A 22,423-nucleotide genomic window follows, 5' to 3' on the forward strand; every position below is an offset into this window, starting at 1 on the left:
GTGAAATATAAAATTTTAGCGTTATCAGTCGTTGGTGCAATCCTTGGTGGTTGTGGCAGTGACAACAACAACAGCGTGCCACCGGAGCAAGCGTACCGTAATATCATGGCATTCGACCCTGCAGTTATGGGTATGAAAGGCACCTACAGCTGTGACAATGGTGCAACTGGTTCTCTAGAAGAAACAAACTACCACGGTGTTTCTGAAGTTACGGACCTTACCGTTTTAAACTACCCTGAAACTTGTACATTTGCTTACAATGCAACTGCGGGTGCTGTGGACGTTTCAAACGGTAAAGACATGAGTCAAGTAAGCTACAAGTTCCCTAAAGGCTTAGCGAACTACGATGATCTTGTGACATCTTCTCCAATCTCTACTTTGATTGAAAAAGAGCTAGATGGTGCAGCATACAACGAAGCTACAGGTATTCAAGTACTGAAAGATCTTGGCTTAGATAGCTTACTAAACAACGGCAGTGTGAGCAGTGTTGCTGACTTCTTACGTCGTACTGATGAAGTAATCAAAACTCTTCCGGCATCTGAAGCAAGCCTAGTGTCAGCAACCGCGGCAGTACTATCAGACGTACTTGTTGTAAGCCCAACGGCAACAGCTAGTGAGTTAGCGGCGGCAACGGAGTCAATTACACAAGAAGTTATTACAACCTACCCTGACTATCCTGAAGCACCAGGTGGCGGTGAGATTTACCTAGATCTAAAAGAAGATCCGAAGTTAATTGAAGATGCAGTGAAAGACCCTAGTAATGTAGGTACTCTTCCACCGCCAAAAGATTCTGAACCTGTTCCAGACCCAGATGAAGGTACTCCACCACCAACTGGCGGTACTGGTGGTACTGGTGGTACTGGCGGCGGCGGTAACGGCGGTGGTACTGGCGGCTAATTTTAAGATTGATAATAAAAGGCACCAATCGGTGCCTTTTTTACATGCTGTTACTATTAACATAGTTACCACCAAACATAGTCGCTATTAAACGTAGCCACTGCGAATACTGTTCTAACCTATTGTATAACAATGAAAATACTCAGCCATTCTAGAAACGCAGCGCTCATTGCATCCGTCAGTGCGTTAGTTCTTGCTCCCAATGCTTACGCTGTCGATAACTTAATGTCGTCTCAAAGCTACACTGGTGCGATCATCGTGCCTAATGCTCAAGTGATGGATACGGGCGATATCTCTTACCTCTATGGTCAAGGTGTACCGTACAAAGGAAAAACCAGCGAGCTAGACAACATTTTGTTTAGTGTTGGCCTGTTTGAAGGCTTTGAAGCCGCAGGGCGAATTGTTACCAAAACCTACGATTGCCATCTTTATCCTAATGTACCGAACTATAACCCAGACTGTGGGAACGGCATTCGTGACCTGTCTGCATCGTTTAAGTACCAGCTCCCGTTCGTTAAAGATTGGGCTGGGTTTGATCTGGCGGTTGGTGTTCAAGACTTAGGTGGTGCTGCCAGCAACTTTGAAACCTTCTATGCTGTTGCTGATTTTGAGCCTGATTTTGTACCAGCAAGGTTTAGTGCGGGTTACGGCAAGTCAGAAGTCAGCCATGGCGTTTTAAACGGGCCATTTGCTAGCTTAGAATATCAGCCTCTGGACTTTGTTCAGCTTATTGCAGAGCACGACTCTCACCAATTTAATGCTGGCCTTAAGGTGTTTACACCAGAACATTATTTACCACTGGATACGCAGTTATCTTTTCAGTACCAGTTTTATACCAGTGGTAATGCCGATATCGATATTTGGTCGGTAGCGGCATCAACTCCTTTAATGGGCTTCTCCGAGTCTCGCCGAGTGAATGAATTAACCCTAGAAGATAAGATCGCAGTAGAGCAAGCGCATCATAAATTCGCCGGTCTGGTTCAGCTTAAAAAAGCACTGGTCGATGAAGGTTTTCTTAATGTGAGAATCTCTGCGGACGATATTGGTTTAAACGTCGCGTTAGAAAACCGCCGTTATAATCGTAACCAAGTAGATGGCGTTGGTGTTGCTTTGGGTATCATCTCTTCTTATGTGGGAGAGGGCATGCTTCAAGACCTTGGCGTTAAGAATTACCAACAACAAAACATTCGTTTGTTTAACTTGGTTAACGACATGCCGATGATGGAAGTGATCACTAGTGCACCATGTTACCGCGAGTTTGTAAAAACAGGTGAGCCTTGCAAAACACTGCTTGTTCGTACCTCTGATGTTAAAAAGAGCTACGCTAAAGCGAATTTTGGTGAAGAGGTTACTCGTTCTGGTTTCGGCCGCACACAGGTGATTGTGTCCCCAGCTTTGTATCACAACACGGCGACAGAGTACGGTGTGTTTGATTACTCATTAGCACTGGCGACGAACTTGTACACACCGCTTTGGAAAGGTGCTGCTTTGGATGTCCGACATGTCATGCCGCTTGCAGAAAGTGATGATTTCGAAGAGGGAGAAATTTGGGGCGATGATGCGTTTGAAAATGAAGTGGACAGGGTCCTTTTTCATCAAGCATTCCAACTGCCTTACAATCTCACTACTCAATTCTCATTCGGACAAGTCTACGGAAACTATTTGGGTGTCTTGAATGAAACCCAGTATGCGAGCAATAGCGGACGCCACATCCTAGGTGCTGAATTCGCAAACTTTTCCGCTCAAGACAAGTACGACTCTAGAGGCAAAGCTATCTTAGATGCGACTCCGATGATTGGTCATTACACTTACTCAAGATCGGACTGGAATTGGCAAGGTAAAGTGCAAGCTGGTCAATTCTGGAAAGGTGATGAAGGGGTGCGTGTGACTACCAGCCACTGGCTAGGCGATGTAAGAATTGATGCTTCATACCAAACAACAAAAGCGGTGGGTAAAAGTGAATATGAGGACTTTGTGACGCTGGGCATCGCGATTCCTTTAACACTATGGCGTGATATGAGCCCAGGCTACGTCCAGTTGCGCGGTATTGATCAATTTGTATACGCACTACAAACTCGTGTTGGTGAAAGCCATAACCAACTTGGTACAGGCTTAGGTGTCGACACTGGCTTACAACACAATATTGAAAGGCAGTACTTCAACCGCAACCGCATTGGTGCAAGTTACTACCATGAAAACCGACAGCGCTTACGCAATGCTTACCTAAAATACTTAGAAGCCGTTAAATAGCGTAAATAGAAAGTGAAGAGCCAACACTAAGTGTGTTGGCTCTTGCTCTTGCTCTTAGTTCTTCGTTTACTCGTATCTCGCATCCCTCATCTGCTCTTGCGCTCTTATTCTTTTCGCATCCCGAATCTGCTTTTATCTATCTTTTTCTGGATGTTAAATACGGGCATGGCGAAGTAGAGATTCCAGACATTTCGTTCCTCAATTCTGGAATGACGACGTGATTTAGATGAGAGCCATGGAATGCTACTCTCATCTACTCTTTGGCTCTTATTCTATTCGCATCCCGTTTACTCGAATCCCGCATCTGCTATTTTGCTCTTCGTGTACTCGTATCTCGCTACTCTCATCTGCTCTTAGGCTCTTCCCTCCTTAAAACCATTCAACTAGGTTGATAATAAACACAATTTGTGGATAATGCATACGGATTAAACAAACCGTATGCAAACGCACTTTTTTGCTATGTTTTGGGCAAAAAATTCCTACTCAATTCCCATATTGATGGGAACATATGATCTACGCAGTGTGGTGTCGCGGGCTATCAAAGGGCGGTAGCGTCTTTTAGTTTTTTGACACTAAATGGGAACAGGATCACAGTAACTCTAGCTCCTAACTCTATTAAACACGGTGTAGCTGATAAAATAAGTCGCTTAATTTCTTTTGGGTGTCCTTTGGGGTATCACAACACATTCCGTTTCTAGAACTTGGTTAACATGAAGATTAATAAAAATCGTCTCCTTTTGGCGCTCCTTCCTGTATTACTTGCAGGGTGTACGACTCCAGGTAGTCACCTATCTACTGGTGGCAAGAATGTGATTCAGGCTTCTGAAGATCAGCAAGAGTCTGATATTTCTGAAGTGGTGAACGTTTACCCACTTACCGCACAGTCAGTCTCTACTTACCAAACGGGCGAACTGTCGGTTTCAAGAGCAAACCCTGAGTTAGACGTAGACATCGCAAAGTATGAATATAAAGTCGGCGTTGGTGATATCTTAAATATTACGATTTGGGATCATCCTGAGTTGACCATTCCTGCAGGTTCTTACCGTAGTAGTACCGAAGCGGGTAACTGGGTACATGCTGATGGCACCATCTTCTATCCTTACATTGGTACTGTAGAAGTGGCAGGAAAAACGGTTCGTGAAATTCGAGCTGATATCGCGACACGTTTGGCTAAATACATCGAAAGCCCACAAGTGGATGTTAACGTGGCGGCGTTCCGTTCTAAAAAAACCTACATTACTGGCGAAGTGTCTAAACCGGGCCAGCAGCCAATCACCAATATTCCATTAACGCTACTTGATGCCGTTAACCGCTCTGGCGGCCTTTCAGAAGATGCGGATTGGCGTAATGTGTCATTAACGCGCAACGGTGTAGAAGAGACTCTGTCGCTGTATGGCTTAATGCAGCGTGGTGATTTAACGCAAAACCGTTTGCTGCAAGCGGGTGACATTGTTCACGTGCCGCGTAACGATAATCAAAAAGTCTTCGTGATGGGCGAAGTGAAAGAACCTAAACTTCTTAAGATCGACCGCGTGGGCATGAGCCTAACCGAAGCACTCAGCAATGTTGGCGGTATTAACGAACTGACGGCAGACGCAACCGGTATATTTGTGATTCGCACCTCTGATGATAAATCAGAGCGCATGGCAGACATCTACCAACTAGACATTGAAGATGCCTCAGCGCTAGTGATTGGTACCGAGTTTGATTTAAAACCTTACGATGTGGTTTACGTAACGGCAGCACCAATCAGCCGCTGGAACCGTGTGATTGGTCAATTACTACCGACCATCAACGGATTCAATAACTTGACTGAAGGTGTACAGCGTATTCGTACTTGGCCGTAGGCTAAGAGATAATGGCAATCAGGTCGCATGTTAAATGCGGCCTGACTTTTATATTTATACCCAAGTCATTTCGGGATGCATGAATCTTGCCTGTTGAAGTCACTTGGGTATGTGAGCCCAATACAATTAGAGACAGCTATGTTTAACAAAATTTTAGTCGTGTGCGTGGGCAACATTTGTCGTTCTCCAACGGGAGAGCGCGTTCTTCAACAATTACTTCCAGGCAAAGAGATAGCTTCTGCCGGGATCGCGGCCGAAAAGAGCCGTTTACTCGGTAAGCCAGCCGATGAGACCGCGATTTTAATCGCAGCAGAAAATGGTGTTGATGTGGAAAACCATCAAGCACAACAAGTGACGCCTCAGCTTTGCGCTCAATACGATTTGATCTTGGTGATGGAGAAGGGCCACTTAGAAGCGCTCACTCAGATCTCACCCGAAGCACGCGGTAAAACCATGTTGTTCGGTCAGTGGATTGGTCAGAAAGACATTCCCGATCCGCACCGTCAAAGCCGAGAAGCATTTGAATACGCTTATCTGTTGATAGACGAAGCTGCGCAAGCGTGGGCAAAAAAGCTGTAGCTTGAGGCTTCGCGTTTAATCCGTGTATACGCCATTGACCGTCGAAGCATCACAAAGGCATTAATAACAGAATCATAGACAAGAGATGCGTCGTTCACCTCTTGAATAGCAATAATTTAGGAAGTAGCAAACAAATGACAACACAATCCTCCCAGCCATCGCATACAGATAACTCTGATGAGATCGATTTAGGAAAACTGCTTGGCATCTTATTAGATGCTAAATGGCTAATCATGCTCACCACATTCATCTTTGCTGTGCTTGGTATTGCGTTTGCGCTGCTTTCAACACCGATCTACAAAGCCGATGCGCTGATTCAAATTGAAGAGAAGAGCTCTGGCGGCATCTCTTCTATGGTCGGCGATATGGGCGAGTTATTCTCGCAGGAGTCATCAGCAACTACCGAAGTCGAGATCATCAAATCGCGTATGATCTTAGGCGAAACCGTTGATAAATTTAACCTTACCACGGTGACTGCACCAATTTACGCACCCATCGTCGGTAAAGGCTTTGCACGTTTAACTGGTGACATTAACCATATTGCGGTAAGCCGATTTAACTTACCAAGCTATGCGAGCGATTACTCACACACTATCCAGATTCTTGATGCCGAGCAAGGCACTTACCAACTGGTGCGTGATGACGAGCGTGTTATCCTACAAGGTAAAGTGGGTGAGTTAGCAACAGCTGACGATTACAGCCTGTTTGTGGCGGGTTTTGAATCTCATAACGGTTTCGAATTCTCTATTGCTAAACAAAGCCGATTAGAAGCGATCGAATGGTTGAAAAAATCCTTGTCTCTGTCTGAGCAAGGTAAGCAAACTGGTATTTTGAAGCTGAGCTTTGAAGGCGAAAACAAACAACAGATTACTGAGATCCTTAATCACATCAGTCAGATCTACTTCTTACAAAATGTGAAGCGCAATTCAGCGGAAGCAGAAAAGAGCCTAGAATTCTTAGAAAGCCACCTACCTGGTATCAAATCAGAGCTGACTGGCTATGAAGACACGCTAAACAACTACCGTCAGAAGAACGAATCGATTGACCTAGGCTTAGAAGCACAATCGACTCTCAAGGTAATGGTAGAGCTTGAAGCGCAGTTAAACGAACTGACGTTTAAAGAGAGCGAGATCAGCCAGCGTTTTACCAAGGATCACCCCGCTTATAAATCACTGCTTGATAAGCGTAAAACACTGTTACGTGAGAAAGAGCGCCTGAACAAGCAAGTACAAAAGCTGCCAAAAACACAGCGTGAAGTACTGCGTATGACACGAGATGTAGAAGTTAACCAACAAATCTACATCCAGCTATTAAACAAGGTGCAAGAGCTGAGCATCATTAAAGCGGGTACCGTAGGTAACGTTCGTATTCTAGACGACGCCCAAGCGTATAAGCGCGCTGTAAAACCTAAGAAGCCACTAATTGTAGTATTAGCGACCTTGCTTGGTGGTATGTTGAGTGTGGCGTATGTATTAGTGAAAGCGGCATTCCACCGCGGTGTTGAAAGCCCAGATCAAATTGAACAAATTGGCTTACCAGTTTACGCAGCGGTACCAAAATCAGATTTGCAAATTGAGCTAACCAACCGCTTTAAATCGAAGAAAATACAGACCAAAGGCGCGCAGGCACTGCTGGCAGAATCTAACCCGGCAGACCTTTCAGTTGAAGCGCTGCGCGGCCTTCGTACCAGCTTGCACTTTGCGATGCTTGAAGCCAAAAACAACGTGTTAATGATCTCTGGCCCGGCGCCAGGTATTGGTAAATCTTTCATCTCGACCAACTTTGCGGCAGTAGCGGCTAAAACAGGCCAGAAAGTGCTGATCATTGATGCCGATATGCGTAAAGGTTACCTACAGCAAAGCTTTGGTGTGAAATGGGAAAACGGCCTTTCTGATGTGTTGAGTAACAAACAAGAGTTTGCGCAATCAGTAAAAGCAACACCAGTAGAAAACCTAGACATTCTTACTCGCGGCCAAGTGCCACCAAACCCATCGGAACTGTTAATGCACCCACGCTTTGCAGAGCTTATGGAGTGGGCGTCAAAAGAGTATGATTTGGTGATTGTCGATACTCCGCCAGTGTTAGCGGTAACCGACCCAAGCATCGTTGGTGCTTTTGCTGGCACCACACTAATGGTGGCACGTTACGGCCAAAACACCATTAAAGAGATCGATGTTGCCCGCAACCGTTTCGAGCAATCAGGCATCGAAGTGAAAGGCGTTATCTTCAACGCCATCGAGAAGAAAGCATCAAGCTCATACGGCTACGGTTACTACAACTACGCGTATTCGAGCGACAAGAAATAAAGAGCGGTAACGGGATGCGAGTAATCGGGTAACGAAAAGCTAAAAGGCAGATACGAGTGGCGAGATACGAAAAGCGCCGCTCTTCTCATCCCGTTTGCTTGAATCGCTTGTCCGCTCTTAGTCTTTTCGCATCCTTTTGACCCGTCACACGCATCCGCTCTTTTAGCTTTTCAAATCTAGCTTACTCGTATCTATTTCTTATCTAACCGCATCTGCTTTTTAGTTATTCGCATCTCGTATACCCGTCACTCGTATCTGCTCTTAAAGCTACTGGTGACCCATTACCGCAAGGCTTAACCCGTACTGAAATCAAAGCAATGCTGGCGGTGAACAGCAACCCTAGTTTTGTTTCTTTGTACCGTAACGGCAAAATATTCATCGATATAGAAAAGCGCTACTGCGACGCAGCACAAGAAAACCGATACTACATAGGGACGCAATACCTACAAGACGTACAATGCTTTCGTTGGGTGAATGCGTGGTGAGATCTTGGTTCAAATTTCAAACTAGTCAATATGCACTTACTTTGCTAGAATGCGCATCAAATTAGAAACCGTATGAAAACCGCATTAGGATGAGGTACGGTGAAAAACCATGTTTTATTGCCTGTAGGAGCCAAACCTAAGGGCGGTAGCGTGCCTGAACAAGAATGGGCGGTAAGCAATTAACCGTGTTAAGTTTTATTTCTTCAACCATCTCAGCAGTAGATTTTCACCTTCTCTGTGATTTTAGCTAGGATAGTAGCATTAACCATTTTATAAGAGTAAATTGTGCTAAAAAAAATATTAAATTACATTTTTAATGATAATGTATTTTATTTGGTCGCCTTAGTAGACCGATGGGCAAGTTTTAGAATTAGAAAAGCCAAAGGAAGAATTGAGCTAAAGAAGATCAAAAATAAAGGAGAAAACTGCAAGATACATGGTGAAGTGACAATAGCATATCCAGATAAAATTAAAATGAGTGAAAATGTAAGAATAGGTTATGGTTGTCACTTTTTTTGTATGGGAGGTTTAAATATTGGTGCAAATACGCAGATCAGCCGAAATGTATTAATTTATACCGCTAATCACAATATTGATGGAACTGCTATACCATATGATGATAAATATATTCTTAAGCCAGTAACAATTGGTAAATCTGTTTGGATTGGAATGAACGTTACTATTTCACCAGGTGTTAATATTGGTGACGGTGCCGTTATCGGTATGGGAACAGTCGTCTCAAAAGATGTTCCAAAAGGAGCAATAGTTGTGGGTGCTGCACAACGGGTAATAAAGCACAGGGATTTAAAAGATTTTTATGATAAAGATAAAAATAGAAGATATTTTTCAGAGATTTGGCCTGATAATTAAAATATGAAAAGTAAATTATACAGAGCTATAGCCAAAAGTGTTTCAGGTAAGGTGTTGACATATATAATTCAGTTTCTTGCTTTAGCTATATATGCGAGAATGTTTACTCCTCATGAATTTGGAATAATAGCGTCTATACAGGTTTTTGTAACTTTTTTTAAAATGTTGTCAAATGTTGGTATTGGACCTGCTATAATAAATGAAGATAATTTTACTAGTTCAAAGAGAGATGGAATATTTACTTTTACTCTTGTCTTGGGTATCTTTATTGCATTTGCATTTTATTTTTTCTCATACTTTTTAAATTCTTTCTACGGTGGTTATGAATATCAGGATGTTGCATTTTTTGTTTCTGTATCTATATTATTTAGTACATTTAACATAGTACCTAACACGGCTTTAATTAAAGACTCAAAATTCTTTGTATTGGCTCTTATTGACGTGGTTGTCGAATTCATTTGTTTCTTTTTTGTTTATTTATTATACATCAATGAACTCGGTTTACTTTCTTTAGCATCGCGACCTGCGGTACAATCCATGTTCAGGTTTTTACTATGTTCTATAAATTCATCTAATACAACTATTGGTAGGGCTAATATAGGCAGAGAGCTATATCATATAAAATCCATTATGAAGTTCTCGCTATATCAATTTGGATTTAACTTCATAAATTATTTTTCACGAAATCTAGACAATATACTCATAGCAAAATACTTTGGCATGAGTGTTGTGGGAACATACGATAAAGCTTACCAACTGATGCGTTACCCCCTTCTAATGACTACCTCTGCTATGGCTCCAGCGATTCAGCCAGTATTGACTAAATTTAGAGGAGATAGAGAATTTATTATTATGGAACATAATAAATTAACTTCTCGGTTGCTAGCCTTATCGTTACCTATCAGTGTATTTATGTTCTTATACAGTAAAGAGATAATACTTATACTTTTTGGTGAACAATGGATCGTTGCAAACGATTTGATTAAAATTCTAAGCTTCATGATACCTATTCAAGCTGTTCTTTCTACGTCGGGCGCTTTTTTTCAAGTAATGAACAGCCCTCGCTATCTTTTTTTATCAGGTATTGCTGCCGCTGTAGTTACAGTTAGTGCTATATTTTTTGGCCTATTTCTTAATGATGTTAAGTATATAGCTATTTCTCTTGTTGTAGCATTTCTCATCAATTTTGTTCAAATATATCATGTTTTGTTTAAATATAGTTTTAATTCAAGCACTAAGCCTTTTTACATTTGTATATTTAAAGTTCTCGCGTTGATGTCTGCTCCAAATGTTATTTTCATACTGATTAAAATTTATGTTTTAGCTAATTTTGATTATTCCCCCGAAATTGATTTAATCGTTGGTATGGCTTTGGGCTTAGTGATTTTAACTTTCTTTATTAGACCACTAAAAAGATTGCTAACATACTCATTTTAATTAAATAAAGAATAAATTGGTTTGTATTTTATGATAAGTGTTGTAATCCCGAACTATAAAAGAAAAGACAGTTTAGTTAACAGTATTAGTTCTGTTTGTAATCAGACATATAAAGACCTTATAGAAATAATTGTGGTTGATGATCATTCACCAAACTTCCATGAGATAGAAGAAGCAGTTAGTTGTCTTCATTTACCTAGCAATGTTTCTTTAAAGTTTTTGCGACATGAAGAAAATAAATATGCATCTGCCGCTAGAAATACAGGGATCCTGAATTGTAAAGGTGATTACCTTGCGTTATTAGACTCTGATGATTGTTGGAAGACAGATTACCTCCAAAGTCAATTAAGTTATTATACCGAGAATAAACCTGTAACTGGTGAAGATTTTGTATTGTTCGGAGTGTGCAATAACGTCCTTGATGAAGGTGGATGGATGCAACCTGTTCGAGGAATTTCTCCTAATGAAAAGGTTGAAGAGTATATTTTTCTTCATAAACAATGTTGCCAGACGAGTACATTATTTTCATCTGTAAATACATTTAGAAGAAATTTATTTGATGAATCTCTTAAGGCTTTACAAGATCCATCATTTGCTATAAACGCAGTGCACAATGGATATGAAATGAGATTTAATCCTAATGCTGTGGTTATGAGATATTTAAGCTGGGATGAAAATAATGATCATGTTGGCCGGAAGTTAGATCCTGACTTTTTGAAAGCTTGGCTTAAAAAACATCAAAGTAAGATGAGTCCGCTTGGTATAGATGCATTTTCTCTTAGATACTTTTCAAAGAATAAAATAAAGATTATAGTTAAGTATTTTTTTAAAAGAAACTCAATTAAAATTTTAAAACTAGGTTGTAAAGAAATTACTAAGTCCAAATTAGGTTGTATCTACAATAGCAATCTTATCAAAAAATTGAGAGTGTTATTTAAGTGATGAATACTAGTAAATATGAAAAACTAACTATTTATTTTCTTATATTTTTAATTGTTTTATTAATATCATACTTTAGTATTTTTCTATCAATAGCAGCTATCGCACTATTATTAGTTTTTTTTGATAATTTTTTTTCTAAGGGTGTTGTAGCAATATTCTTAATTTTTTCAATATCATATTTACAAAGTGAATTTTCCCCTGAGTCTGATTCACTCCAATACCTTAACTACTTCAAAAATGTTTATTTAGACTTAGAAGGAAACGAACAGCTATCAAGCAGAACTTTTGAACTAGCATGGGAATTATATATCAATGGCTTATCAAAATTAATAACTCCTAATTTCTTCTTTTTTTGCAATACTTTAGTATTATATTCTTTAGCAATGTTTGCTTCTTATAAGGTTGATGCTGGACGGGGGACATATTTGATGATTTTTCTTATATTTTGTTTCCTTGGTTTTTCCAATAATTTGAACTTTCTTATTAGACAATATTATGCGAGTATACTAATTATTCTATTCTTTATCTTTTGGGAAATTAGCACTTTAAGAAGGGTATTTTTTTTACTATTGTCAATAGGCTTTCATTTAAGTAGCATCATATACTTGCCTTTAATAAATGGAAAGTTCGTTTCATTTGTTAATAAAAAGTATTTGACTATAATTTTTTTATCTTCCCTTCTTTCATATCTAATTGATCTCGATAGTATTATCTATATTTATCAAAAGTTTGAAGGTGCTTTTTTTGTCGATAGGTTGCGCTACTACAATAATCAGGATACTTCATCTTCGATAATTTCTATATATTTTTTTGAAAAAGTCATTTTCTTAAGTCTTATCTTGAGGGTTGAGCTGAGCGGGCTTACTTCCACCGAGAAGCGATTTCGAGCTCTATTAATATATTCATTCTCACTTGCTTTAGTTTTTTCAAATATAGCAGTACTTTCAGAAAGATTGGGAATGATGTTCACCTTATTTTTCGGATTTTTTGTTTTTATACCTTTAAATAACTTCAATAAAATAAGTTTTTTTAAATTTAAAATAAATCCAATATTGGTTTTTTATTTTTATTTGCCCTTTAGAATAATTTTTTGGGGTTTTTCAAATGAAGAAACACACATTATAAAATATTTTTCAGGGAATATACTTTCAATCGGTTTTAACAATTTCTTTTCATAAAGCAATTATATACTATGAAAATACTCATTTTAGAAAGTAAACTACATCACCTTCGAGCTAACATTTTTGATGAGAATAAAGATTTCCCTAACTGTGAGATAACTTATTCAGGAAACAGAAAATATAATCAAGGGAGGGTATACTTTTCGCGATATGATTTAGTCGTATCAACTGTATTCACCTCACCAACATCCGATCTAATTATTGAAAAATGCCGCAATTACGGAGTTAAAACTCTTTTGTTGTCAGATGGAATAATTGAATGGGAAAATATGTATAGCAATGAATTCTTAGCAAAAAAAAATATTGATCTTTATTTGCCAATTAGACATGAGTATTTCGGAGTGATGGGTAGTTTAGAATCTCATTATTTTAATAAAATTAATAATAGTAAAAGTCTTAGGTTCACCCCTAATAAAGTAGCGTTGGATACTAATGCTAGTTTAATTAATGAAAAAAGTGAAAAAAGTGAAAAAGTGGAAATGGACTTTTTATTAACATCAGCTAATCGAATATACATAAATGAGAGTGAGAAGAAAATAGCATTTCTTATATATATTGAAATCTTCAGTGCTCTAAATAATATGGAGGTTACTTTTAAGACTAGAATATTCGATGAGGATTTATTAAATGAATTCAGAAAAATAAACCCTGATATAATTAACGACATTGACAGCTCTTTCGAGGAGTGTATTCAAAGTGTCTCTGCACTGCTGACGGGTCCTAGTACTATAGTTTTTACTGCCATGCAGAAAAACATGCCAGTCGCACAGATACTATATCGGAATACGCCAGTTTTCACATTGACAGGTTGGTTAATTAACTCAATTAATGATTTGGAAAACACACTTTTATCTATGCTGGATCCAGAAAAAAAACGGTTAGCTTTTCAAAGAGCTGTTTTGGAAGATCATCAAAATAATGAATCAATAATTGATAAAATAAAGCCATTTTCTAATGAAGATAAACAATACGAGATAAAAGAATTCTATTCATCCAAATACGTTATAAATTTTGAGCCGTTATTTAGGCTTGTTGACGATTTAATAAAGGTATTTCTTCCGAAAAAAATAATAAAAATTTGGAAGAAAACTATCTCAAAGTTTAAATAATGCTCTATCTTAAAATAATAAGGTGATTTATGTTTTTAATTGCAGGTCCATGTGTTATTGAATCTGAAGGTTTAGTCCTCGATACTTTTGCACAGTTACAAGAAATAACAAGCAAGCTTGGCATTGAGTATATTGCAAAATCTTCTTTTACCAAAGCAAACCGCTCATCAGCTTCTTCTTTTACTGGCCCAGGGCTCGAAGAGGGATTGAAGATTCTTCAGAAAGCCAAAGACCAGTTAGGTGTGAAAATTATTACAGATGTCCATGATGACACTCCCTTAGATGAAGTTGCTTCAGTTGTCGATGTTTTGCAAACTCCGGCTTTTCTTGTCCGTCAAACTGGATTTATTCAACGAGTTGCTTCAATGGGTAAGCCAGTAAACATTAAAAAAGGCCAATGGATGCATCCAGCTGACATGGCGCCAGTTGTTGAAAAGTGTCGTGCAGTCGGTAACGATAACATATGGCTATGTGATCGTGGTACAAGCTTTGGTTTTGGGCAGCTCGTCAACTACATGCCGGGTTTAACCATTATGAAAGAAACAGGATGCAAAGTTGTAATGGATGCAACGCACAGTGTTCAAATGCCTGGTACTCTGAATGGCTCAACTGGTGGCAATCGCTATCACGTTCCGGCTATTGCAAGAGCTGCAGTGGCTGTTGGTATTGATGGCTTGTTTATGGAAACTCACCCAGATCCAGATAATGCATTGTGTGACGGTCCAAATATGTTGCCGCTGAAACATATGGAAGAGCTACTAGAGACTTTGCTTGAGATTGATGAGGTTGTTCATCGCCGTGCTTTTATTGAATCTAAATTGGTCTAGTGATGTTAGATAGCCAAGTTTGTAAGAATATAAAAATGGTTTTACTTGATGTTGATGGTGTCATGACTGATGGTTCTATTTATATTAACCAGGAAGGTGAGTTCTTCAAATCGTTTAATGTTAAGGACGGCTTAGCTATAGAGTTATTACGTAGCCACAATATTCTTACTGGCGTTATTTCAGGTAAAGCCAGTTCCGCTTTAGATACTCGCTGTCAACAACTGGGTTGTGATGAAATCATTACTGGTTGTAAAAATAAACTTCCCGCTTTAATTAATATTTGTTCTAAATATCAAATTACACCGGAACAAATTGCTTTCCTAGGTGATGATGTGCTGGATATACCAATCTTTGAGAAGGTAGGTTTAGCTGTGGCGCCAGTTGACGCTCATAGTTTAGCTATCGATAGTGCAGATTGGGTTTCGTCTCTTGAAGGTGGCAAGGGGATGGTAAGAGAGTTTGTTGACCTATTGTTGGTGACACAACTTGATAAACCACTAAAAGAGGTATATCAACCTTTACTTGAAAAAATCCGCCTAGATGACGTAGCAACAATGGAGCAATAGATAATGAGTGTCAAAGTTGTAATTCCAGCACGGTATGGCTCATCTAGATTGCCAGGTAAACCTTTATTAAACCTAATCGATAAACCAGTTATTTGGCATGTCATTGAGCGGTGTAAAGAAGCAGGTATCAAGCAAGCTGATATTTTCGTTGCGACTGATGATCAAAGAATCAGTGATGCGTTAAAAGGAGAGGATATTCAAGTTGTTTTAACAGCTTCCGCGCACCAATCTGGTACTGATCGTATTAATGAGGTTGCGCAGATCAAGGAGTGGGGCGATGAAACCGTTGTCGTTAATGTGCAAGGTGATGAACCTATGATTCCGCCGGAGCTCATTCAACAACTCGTTTCATTTACGTTGGCAAATCCCTCTTACCACCTTACAACAGCAGTAGTTCCTTTGCGTTCTCAATATGATTTTGCGAACCCTAATGTTGTTAAAGCTGTTCTTGGTCATAATGGTCGAGCTCTTTATTTTACTCGTTCCGCGTCACCAATGAATCGTGATAACCCTTCTGATTTGTCATTTGCCAAAAGGCATATCGGCATTTATGCCTACCGAGTTTCTGCTTTGCGAGAGTTTTGTTCATATGCAGAGGATGAACTTGAGAGTTATGAAAAATTGGAGCAGTTACGCGCTTTAAGTCACGGGATGAGTATAGGAGCGATGACGTTTGATGGTGACGTTCCTCATGGAATCGATACTGTTACCGATTACGAGAGTGTTAAAAAAATAATGGAAGAGAAGACGTTTTAAATGGCTAGTTCAATCGAAATCGCAAGAGAGGTAATCCAAACCGAAATAGAAGGCTTGGATTATATGGCTAGAGGGTTAGGTTCTGATTTTGAAGTGGCTATTAGTGCCATTATCAACACAAAAGGTCGAACGATTATTTGTGGAATGGGAAAATCCGGTATTATCGGAAAAAAAATTGCAGCTTCCTTTGCTAGTACTGGTACCCCTAGCTTTTTTATGCATCCAGGAGAGGCCTTTCATGGTGATCTTGGCATGGTAAAACCTGAGGACGTATTTATTGCAATTTCCAACTCAGGTGAAACTGAAGAAGTTCTAAAATTATTGCCTTTCTTACGTGATAATGGAAACTTTGTTATCGCAATTACAGGTAAAGAAAACTCTACACTGGCTGCAAATTCGCACTGTCATCTAGATATTGCTGTACCTAAAGAAGCCTGCCCTCTGCAGTTAGCACCAACATCTTCAACTACAGCAACTCTTGTTATGGGAGATGCACTAACTGTTGCTTTGATGAATGTTCGTGGTTTTCAGCCTGAAAACTTTGCTCGCTTTCATCCAGGGGGAAGCTTAGGCAGAAGGTTGCTATCGAAAGTACAAGATGAAATGTTTTCTAATGGCCTCCCTAGCGTTGACTCAACTGCAGACTTCGCATCGATTATTCATAAAATTTCATCGAGCCACTTAGGCTTGACACTCGTTAACTTGAACGACGGAACTTTAGCTATTATCACTGATGGTGATTTACGTAGAGCCATGGAAGCGAAAGGACGAGATGTTTTCGACCTCGTTGCACAAGATATTGCTACGCTTAACCCTGCCTCTATATCACAAGAAGCACATGTTCAGGAGGCTTATGAGATAATGGAAAATCGAGGTATTAGTTCATTGATCGTGATTGAAAATAGTAGTGTGGTTGGTATTTTGAAAAAATAGTTTACATATTAATTAGGGTTTGATTTTTTAATGCTAGAGTTATTATTTCATGGGTAAAAAGCTAAAGTTCATAATAAGAGATTTATCTAGGTTCATCCTTGGTCGACGAGGTTATACATATGTTCGTTTCTTATTTACACACAAATATTTTCCAAACTTTAAAAGGCCGAGGTCATTCTCTGAAAAAATAATATATAGAAAGTTTAATGTAAACCCTAGCGCTATTTCTAAATTTGTTGATAAGTATACAGTTAGGGGTTTTATAAAAGAAGAGATTGGCGAGGAATATTTAATACCACTTTTGAAAGAAACAGTTTCTGTTACTTGTGAAGAATTTTCAGAACTTCCTGATAGTTTTGTTATGAAAACAAGTAATGGTGGTGGTGGTGAAAATGTTTTGATTGTAGAAGATAAGTCAAAATTAGATGTCGAGGCTCTTTGTATGCAGTTTAACGACTACTTGAAAATCAAAGTAGGCCACATTGTTGATGAACATTTTTATGATATAGAAAAGCCAAGAGTTGTTTTTGAAAAGTTAATTAAACATAAGGATGGTAGTTACCCTTCCGATTATAAATTACATGTTTTTAATGGTAAAGAATCAAAAGTTATTATCCAAGTTGATTCTGATCGCTTTGGTAATCATAAGCGCTCGCTATTTGATGAGAAATTAAATCGTTTAAATTTTGATATACAGCCAAAATATGATGCTGTTAACGACGAGTATAACTTTCCATCGAATATGAATGAACTTATTGATGTTGCAAAAAAATTGGCAAAGCAATTCAAGTATGTCCGCGTTGATCTATATAATGTAGACGAAAAAATTTATTTTGGCGAGTTGACCTTCTGCCATGGAAGTGGGTGGGAACCATTCAGTAGTAAAGATGCTGATTTTTATCTTGGTAGCTTGTGGGACGAGTTTAATTAATTATGAACCGTAAAAGTAAAGAAACTGTTATAATTACATCTAACACTAGCTGGTATTTGTATAACTTTAGAAAAAACACAATACAAGCTTTACTTAATCAAGGTTACACAGTAATCGCTGTCTCACCAGCAGATGATTATTCTACAAAGCTTCAAGAGCTTGGTGCAGAGCACTACCATATTGATATTGACCAAGGTGGAACTAACCCTATTAGAGATATCTCAACACTCGTCGGGTTTGTTAATCTTTACCGAAAAATTCGCCCAGCGGTTGTTTTGAACTTCACACCAAAGAACAATATTTACAGCACGCTGGCAGCAAATTTAGTTGGCGCTAAGTCTATTAACAATATTGCCGGGCTTGGTATGGTGTTTATTAATGAGAACTTAACGGCAAAGTTAGCTCGTTTTCTTTATAAAATTAGCCAACCTAAAGCGCATACTATCTTTTTCCAAAACGAAGATGATCGCGCACTGTTTGCAAAGTACAAGTTAGCCCCCTTAGAGATTACCGATCGCGTGCCAGGCTCTGGTGCTGATTTAACGCGCTTCTCGGTGTCACCAAGTCAAGATGATGGAATTGTGCGTTTTTTACTGATCGCACGAATGCTCTATGACAAAGGCATCGGTCATTATGTTGAAGCGGCGCGTGAGTTAAAAGCCAAGTATGGGAATGCAGTCGAGTTTCGCCTTTTGGGCTTCCTTGATGTGAATAACCCTTCAGCGGTATCTAAGCAAGATATGCAATCTTGGGTGGATGAAGGGATTGTTAACTATTTAGGCACCTCTGATTCGGTTGAGAAAGAAATTGCGCAAGTTGATTGCATGGTACTGCCTTCGTTTTATCGCGAAGGGGTGCCTAAATCGTTACTAGAAGCTTGTGCGATGGGCAAACCTATTGTGACCACGGATAATGTTGGTTGTCGCGAGACGGTCGATGACCGCATCAATGGTTACTTGTGTGAGCCTCGAAGTACTAAGAGCCTTGTCGAGAAGCTCGATCTAATGATCACACATTCTCATGAGCAGCGTTTGGAAATGGGCCTGCAGAGCCGTACTAAGGTTGAGAACGAATTTGATGAAAAGATTGTCATCAATAAATATCTAGAAGCAGTGAAATCTGCACTGAGTTAATTTCAATGGTTATATTCCGAGGTGTAAGCCGTCGGTGTTAAAACAACAAGTTGGTTAAAATGAAAATTGCAATTGCCGGTACCGGCTATGTAGGCTTATCAAATGCGATGCTATTGGCCCAGCATCATGACGTTGTCGCAGTCGATATTATCGAAGAAAAAGTAAAATTATTGAATGATAAAATATCGCCAATTGTCGACGCAGAGATAGAAGATTTTCTGGCAAATAAGCCATTAAACTTCACCGCAACTCTTGATAAAGAAATAGCGTATGCCGATGCGGAATTCGTGATTATCGCCACACCAACAGACTACGATGTTGAAACCAATTACTTCAACACATCTTCTGTTGAAGCCGTGATTAAAGACGTAATGGCGATTAACCCGGATGCGGTAATGGTGATCAAGTCTACTATCCCTGTGGGTTATACTGCGCGTATTAAAGAAGAACTAGGCTGTGAAAACCTGATGTTCTCGCCAGAATTCCTACGAGAGGGTAAAGCGCTTTACGATAACCTGCACCCATCGCGCATTGTGGTAGGTGAGCGTTCTGAACGCGCGACAGTATTCGCTAACCTACTACTAGAAGGTGCGGTAAAGAAAGAGGTTGAAATCCTTTTTACTGACTCGACTGAAGCGGAAGCGGTAAAACTGTTCTCCAATACTTACTTGGCCCTGCGCGTCGCTTACTTTAATGAGCTAGACACTTACGCAGAATCGCACGGCCTAGATACGCGCCAGATCATTGATGGCGTTTGTTTAGACCCACGTATCGGTTCGCATTACAACAATCCCTCATTTGGTTACGGCGGTTACTGTTTACCGAAAGACACCAAACAACTGCGAGCGAATTACTCAGACGTACCGAATAACATCATTGGTGCAATTGTAGATTCGAATACCACACGTAAAGATTTTATTGCTGATTCAATCATCAAGCGTAACCCAACGCGCGTGGGCATCTACCGTTTAGTGATGAAGTCCGGTTCGGACAACTTCCGCGCTTCGAGTATCCAAGGCATTATGAAGCGCCTGAAAGCTAAAGGCATTGAAGTGGTGGTGTTTGAGCCAGAGCTGAAAGAAAAAGAGTTCTTCCGCTCATTGGTGCTAACGGATTTTGAGCAGTTTAAATCAAGCTGTGATGTGATTGTGTCTAACCGCATGGCGCAAGAGCTGGCGGATGTAGAAGACAAAGTGTACACACGCGATCTTTTCGGTTCAGATTAAGGGTAAAACCATGAAGTATTTAGTAACAGGCGCGGCGGGTTTTATCGGCAGTGCGGTGGTAGAGCAGCTTACAGCGAAAGGTCATCAAGTTATCGGTGTCGATAACCTCAACGATTACTACGATGTGGCACTGAAAGAAGCTCGCCTCGCGCGTATTCAGCATGCAAATTTTAAATTGGTTGAGTTAGACATTGCCGATCGCGATGGTGTAGCTCGCTTGTTTGAAGCGGAACAGTTTGATCAAGTAATCCACTTAGCGGCGCAAGCTGGTGTGCGTTACTCTATTGAAAACCCGCATGCGTATGCGGATTCAAACCTAGTGGGTCACTTAAACATTCTTGAAGGGTGTCGTCATAATAAAGTGCAGCACTTGGTGTATGCCTCTTCAAGCTCGGTGTACGGCTTAAATGCGAAAACGCCGTTTGCCACGTCGGATTCGGTGGACCACCCTGTTTCGCTGTACGCTGCAACCAAGAAGTCGAATGAATTGATGGCGCATAGCTATTCTCATCTGTATGACATCCCAACCACAGGCCTGCGTTTCTTTACGGTTTATGGTTCATGGGGCCGCCCAGATATGGCACCGTTTATCTTCACTAAGAAGATTCTTGATGGTGACACAATCGATATCAACAACAATGGTGACATGTGGCGTGATTTTACCCACGTCAACGATATTGTTGAAGGTGTAGTACGCATCGCCGATGTAGTGCCAACGCGTGATAACGAATGGACAGTAGAAGCCGGATCGCCAGCAACCAGTTCTGCCCCTTATGCGGTGTATAACATTGGCCATGGCTCACCAATCAACCTGATGGATTTTGTGAAAGCCATTGAAGATGAACTGGGCATTGAAGCGAAGAAAAACTTCCGCGAAATGCAACCTGGTGATGTGTACCAAACTTATGCTGATACTCAAGACCTATTTGCAGCAACCGGCTACACCCCTAAGGTTACTGTGAAAGAGGGTGTCGCTGAATTTATTCAGTGGTACCGCGAGTTTTATAATAAGTAAAACCACAGTAGAACTTTTTAAAGCTCCAATATAGAAATCCATCCCTTTCTATAAACCTCTTCTATACACATACAGCTCCTCTGATGTTGCTAGTGCCTCATTCCATTCTGGTTTGGGGCACTTTTGTTTGCCATTTCGATTGCCCAAATAAAAGCCATACCTGCTGTGCCTTGATAATAAAAACGAGAAAGAAAAATAATGCTTAAACACTGTTTATTTCCTGCAGCGGGCTACGGCACGCGCTTTTTACCTGCAACAAAATCTATGCCTAAAGAAATGATGCCTATCGTTAATAAACCGTTGATTGAATACGGTGTTGACGAGGCCATTCAAGCGGGGATGACCAGCATGGCGGTGGTGACCGGCCGTGGTAAAAGCTCATTGATGGATCACTTTGATAAGAACTACGAGCTTGAACACCAAATTCAAGGCACCAATAAAGAGCCTTTGTTGGATGACATTCGCGCATTGATAGACTCCGCTCAGTTTACCTACATTCGCCAACGTGAAATGAAAGGGCTAGGGCATGCCATTTTAACGGGCAAAGAACTGGTGGGCGATAACCCGTTTGCTGTGGTATTGGCCGACGACCTTTGTATTAATGAAGACCAAGGTGTGCTGGCACAAATGGCGGCACTGTATCGCCAGTTCCGTTGCTCCATTGTTGCAGTCGAAGAGGTACCAGAATCGGAAACTCACAAATACGGTGTGATTGCGGGTGAGCATTTGAGTGATGATTTGATTCGCATTACCGATATGGTTGAGAAGCCAGAGCAAGGCACAGCGCCAAGCAACCTTGCCATTATTGGTCGCTATATTCTCACGCCAGACATCTTCGATATTTTGCAAGAGACACAGCCAGGTAAAGGCGGCGAGATCCAAATTACCGATGCGCTGCTAGAGCAAGCGAAAAAAGGGTGTGTGATTGCTTACAAATTCAAAGGTAAGCGTTTCGACTGTGGCAGCGTCGATGGCTACATTGAAGCGACAAACTACTGTTACCAAAACGTCTACCTTAAAGGCAGCAAAGCGGAAATGGACCAAACGGCGACAGAAAAGAAATAGCACTTTAGGCTGTGGTGAATCGTGGTATGAAAGGTTATTTCATCAATTAGGTTCACCACCTTACTCTC

19 protein-coding genes and 1 pseudogene are annotated in these 22,423 nt (G+C 40.2%); all 20 read left to right on the forward strand.

Features of this window, described 5'->3' with window-relative positions:
• A complete protein-coding gene (locus F0251_RS04815) occupies nucleotides 1-897 on the forward strand; it encodes a serine/threonine protein kinase (RefSeq protein ID WP_171730457.1) in 897 nt (298 codons plus the stop codon).
• Nucleotides 898-1,029: 132 nt separating this feature from the next.
• Nucleotides 1,030-3,147, forward strand: coding sequence for a YjbH domain-containing protein (locus F0251_RS04820; protein WP_171730458.1), 2,118 nt, complete (start codon nucleotides 1,030-1,032; stop codon nucleotides 3,145-3,147).
• A 710-nt stretch (nucleotides 3,148-3,857) separates the two neighbouring features.
• The gene (locus F0251_RS04825) at nucleotides 3,858-4,994 is read left to right on the forward strand and encodes a polysaccharide export protein (protein WP_171730459.1); all 1,137 of its coding nucleotides are present in this window, start codon (nucleotides 3,858-3,860) and stop codon (nucleotides 4,992-4,994) included.
• A 138-nt stretch (nucleotides 4,995-5,132) separates the two neighbouring features.
• Nucleotides 5,133-5,573: a low molecular weight protein-tyrosine-phosphatase gene (locus tag F0251_RS04830; protein ID WP_171730460.1), complete on the forward strand. Its 441-nt coding sequence runs from the start codon at nucleotides 5,133-5,135 to the stop codon at nucleotides 5,571-5,573.
• Between the two features lie 134 nt (nucleotides 5,574-5,707).
• The gene (locus tag F0251_RS04835; RefSeq protein ID WP_171730461.1) at nucleotides 5,708-7,879 is read left to right on the forward strand and encodes a polysaccharide biosynthesis tyrosine autokinase; all 2,172 of its coding nucleotides are present in this window, start codon (nucleotides 5,708-5,710) and stop codon (nucleotides 7,877-7,879) included.
• A gap of 267 nt (nucleotides 7,880-8,146) precedes the next feature.
• Nucleotides 8,147-8,364, forward strand: a pseudogene (locus tag F0251_RS04840) (hypothetical protein); the annotation flags it as partial.
• A gap of 285 nt (nucleotides 8,365-8,649) precedes the next feature.
• Nucleotides 8,650-9,234 carry an acyltransferase gene (locus tag F0251_RS24625; RefSeq protein ID WP_216610895.1) on the forward strand — a complete coding sequence of 195 codons (585 nt, stop codon included), beginning with the start codon at nucleotides 8,650-8,652 and terminating at the stop codon, nucleotides 9,232-9,234.
• A 3-nt stretch (nucleotides 9,235-9,237) separates the two neighbouring features.
• Nucleotides 9,238-10,671 (forward strand): oligosaccharide flippase family protein, encoded by a 1,434-nt coding sequence (locus F0251_RS04850; protein WP_171730462.1) that lies wholly within the window; start codon nucleotides 9,238-9,240, stop codon nucleotides 10,669-10,671.
• A 30-nt stretch (nucleotides 10,672-10,701) separates the two neighbouring features.
• On the forward strand, nucleotides 10,702-11,613 hold the full coding sequence (locus F0251_RS04855) for a glycosyltransferase family 2 protein (RefSeq protein WP_171730463.1): 912 nt from the start codon (nucleotides 10,702-10,704) through the stop codon (nucleotides 11,611-11,613).
• Complete coding sequence (locus F0251_RS04860) at nucleotides 11,613-12,791, forward strand: EpsG family protein (RefSeq protein ID WP_171730464.1); 1,179 nt, start codon at nucleotides 11,613-11,615, stop codon at nucleotides 12,789-12,791. Before F0251_RS04855 ends, F0251_RS04860 begins: the two co-directional genes overlap by 1 nt.
• A 14-nt stretch (nucleotides 12,792-12,805) precedes the next feature.
• A complete protein-coding gene (locus tag F0251_RS04865; RefSeq protein ID WP_171730465.1) occupies nucleotides 12,806-13,903 on the forward strand; it encodes a hypothetical protein in 1,098 nt (365 codons plus the stop codon).
• Between the two features lie 29 nt (nucleotides 13,904-13,932).
• A complete protein-coding gene (kdsA, locus tag F0251_RS04870; protein ID WP_171730466.1) occupies nucleotides 13,933-14,730 on the forward strand; it encodes a 3-deoxy-8-phosphooctulonate synthase in 798 nt (265 codons plus the stop codon).
• Nucleotides 14,731-14,732: 2 nt separating this feature from the next.
• Complete coding sequence (locus F0251_RS04875; protein ID WP_171730467.1) at nucleotides 14,733-15,296, forward strand: HAD family hydrolase; 564 nt, start codon at nucleotides 14,733-14,735, stop codon at nucleotides 15,294-15,296.
• 3 nt (nucleotides 15,297-15,299) lie between these two features.
• Nucleotides 15,300-16,052, forward strand: a complete 753-nt coding sequence (gene kdsB, locus F0251_RS04880; protein WP_171730468.1) for a 3-deoxy-manno-octulosonate cytidylyltransferase — start codon at nucleotides 15,300-15,302, stop codon at nucleotides 16,050-16,052.
• Entirely contained in the window at nucleotides 16,053-16,985 is a 933-nt protein-coding gene (locus tag F0251_RS04885) for an SIS domain-containing protein (protein WP_171730469.1), read from the forward strand.
• 49 nt (nucleotides 16,986-17,034) lie between these two features.
• Nucleotides 17,035-17,916 carry an ATP-grasp fold amidoligase family protein gene (locus F0251_RS04890; protein ID WP_171730470.1) on the forward strand — a complete coding sequence of 294 codons (882 nt, stop codon included), beginning with the start codon at nucleotides 17,035-17,037 and terminating at the stop codon, nucleotides 17,914-17,916.
• A gap of 2 nt (nucleotides 17,917-17,918) precedes the next feature.
• On the forward strand, nucleotides 17,919-19,049 hold the full coding sequence (locus F0251_RS04895; RefSeq protein ID WP_171730471.1) for a glycosyltransferase family 4 protein: 1,131 nt from the start codon (nucleotides 17,919-17,921) through the stop codon (nucleotides 19,047-19,049).
• Nucleotides 19,050-19,108: 59 nt separating this feature from the next.
• A complete protein-coding gene (locus F0251_RS04900; RefSeq protein WP_171730472.1) occupies nucleotides 19,109-20,275 on the forward strand; it encodes a nucleotide sugar dehydrogenase in 1,167 nt (388 codons plus the stop codon).
• 10 nt (nucleotides 20,276-20,285) lie between these two features.
• The gene (locus F0251_RS04905; RefSeq protein ID WP_171730473.1) at nucleotides 20,286-21,290 is read left to right on the forward strand and encodes an NAD-dependent epimerase; all 1,005 of its coding nucleotides are present in this window, start codon (nucleotides 20,286-20,288) and stop codon (nucleotides 21,288-21,290) included.
• Nucleotides 21,291-21,488: 198 nt separating this feature from the next.
• Entirely contained in the window at nucleotides 21,489-22,355 is an 867-nt protein-coding gene (gene galU, locus F0251_RS04910; protein WP_171730474.1) for a UTP--glucose-1-phosphate uridylyltransferase GalU, read from the forward strand.
• The last annotated feature ends 68 nt before the right edge of the window (nucleotides 22,356-22,423 follow it).

Source organism: Vibrio sp. 070316B, assembly GCF_013114115.1.
GTDB classification, from domain to species: Bacteria; Pseudomonadota; Gammaproteobacteria; order Enterobacterales; family Vibrionaceae; genus Vibrio; species Vibrio chagasii_B.

Excerpts from the sequence above, each read along its gene's own strand:
- F0251_RS04820 (WP_171730458.1), top strand. The coding sequence starts at position 1,030 with ATGAAAATACTCAGCCATTCTAGAAACGCAGCGCTCATTGCATCCGTC.
- F0251_RS04825 (WP_171730459.1), top strand. The coding sequence starts at position 3,858 with ATGAAGATTAATAAAAATCGTCTCCTTTTGGCGCTCCTTCCTGTATTA.
- F0251_RS04830 (WP_171730460.1), top strand. The coding sequence starts at position 5,133 with ATGTTTAACAAAATTTTAGTCGTGTGCGTGGGCAACATTTGTCGTTCT.
- F0251_RS04835 (WP_171730461.1), top strand. The coding sequence starts at position 5,708 with ATGACAACACAATCCTCCCAGCCATCGCATACAGATAACTCTGATGAG.
- F0251_RS04850 (WP_171730462.1), top strand. The coding sequence starts at position 9,238 with ATGAAAAGTAAATTATACAGAGCTATAGCCAAAAGTGTTTCAGGTAAG.
- F0251_RS04855 (WP_171730463.1), top strand. The coding sequence starts at position 10,702 with ATGATAAGTGTTGTAATCCCGAACTATAAAAGAAAAGACAGTTTAGTT.
- F0251_RS04860 (WP_171730464.1), top strand. The coding sequence starts at position 11,613 with ATGAATACTAGTAAATATGAAAAACTAACTATTTATTTTCTTATATTT.
- F0251_RS04865 (WP_171730465.1), top strand. The coding sequence starts at position 12,806 with ATGAAAATACTCATTTTAGAAAGTAAACTACATCACCTTCGAGCTAAC.
- kdsA (WP_171730466.1), top strand. The coding sequence starts at position 13,933 with ATGTTTTTAATTGCAGGTCCATGTGTTATTGAATCTGAAGGTTTAGTC.
- F0251_RS04875 (WP_171730467.1), top strand. The coding sequence starts at position 14,733 with ATGTTAGATAGCCAAGTTTGTAAGAATATAAAAATGGTTTTACTTGAT.
- kdsB (WP_171730468.1), top strand. The coding sequence starts at position 15,300 with ATGAGTGTCAAAGTTGTAATTCCAGCACGGTATGGCTCATCTAGATTG.
- F0251_RS04885 (WP_171730469.1), top strand. The coding sequence starts at position 16,053 with ATGGCTAGTTCAATCGAAATCGCAAGAGAGGTAATCCAAACCGAAATA.
- F0251_RS04890 (WP_171730470.1), top strand. The coding sequence starts at position 17,035 with ATGGGTAAAAAGCTAAAGTTCATAATAAGAGATTTATCTAGGTTCATC.
- F0251_RS04895 (WP_171730471.1), top strand. The coding sequence starts at position 17,919 with ATGAACCGTAAAAGTAAAGAAACTGTTATAATTACATCTAACACTAGC.
- F0251_RS04900 (WP_171730472.1), top strand. The coding sequence starts at position 19,109 with ATGAAAATTGCAATTGCCGGTACCGGCTATGTAGGCTTATCAAATGCG.
- F0251_RS04905 (WP_171730473.1), top strand. The coding sequence starts at position 20,286 with ATGAAGTATTTAGTAACAGGCGCGGCGGGTTTTATCGGCAGTGCGGTG.
- galU (WP_171730474.1), top strand. The coding sequence starts at position 21,489 with ATGCTTAAACACTGTTTATTTCCTGCAGCGGGCTACGGCACGCGCTTT.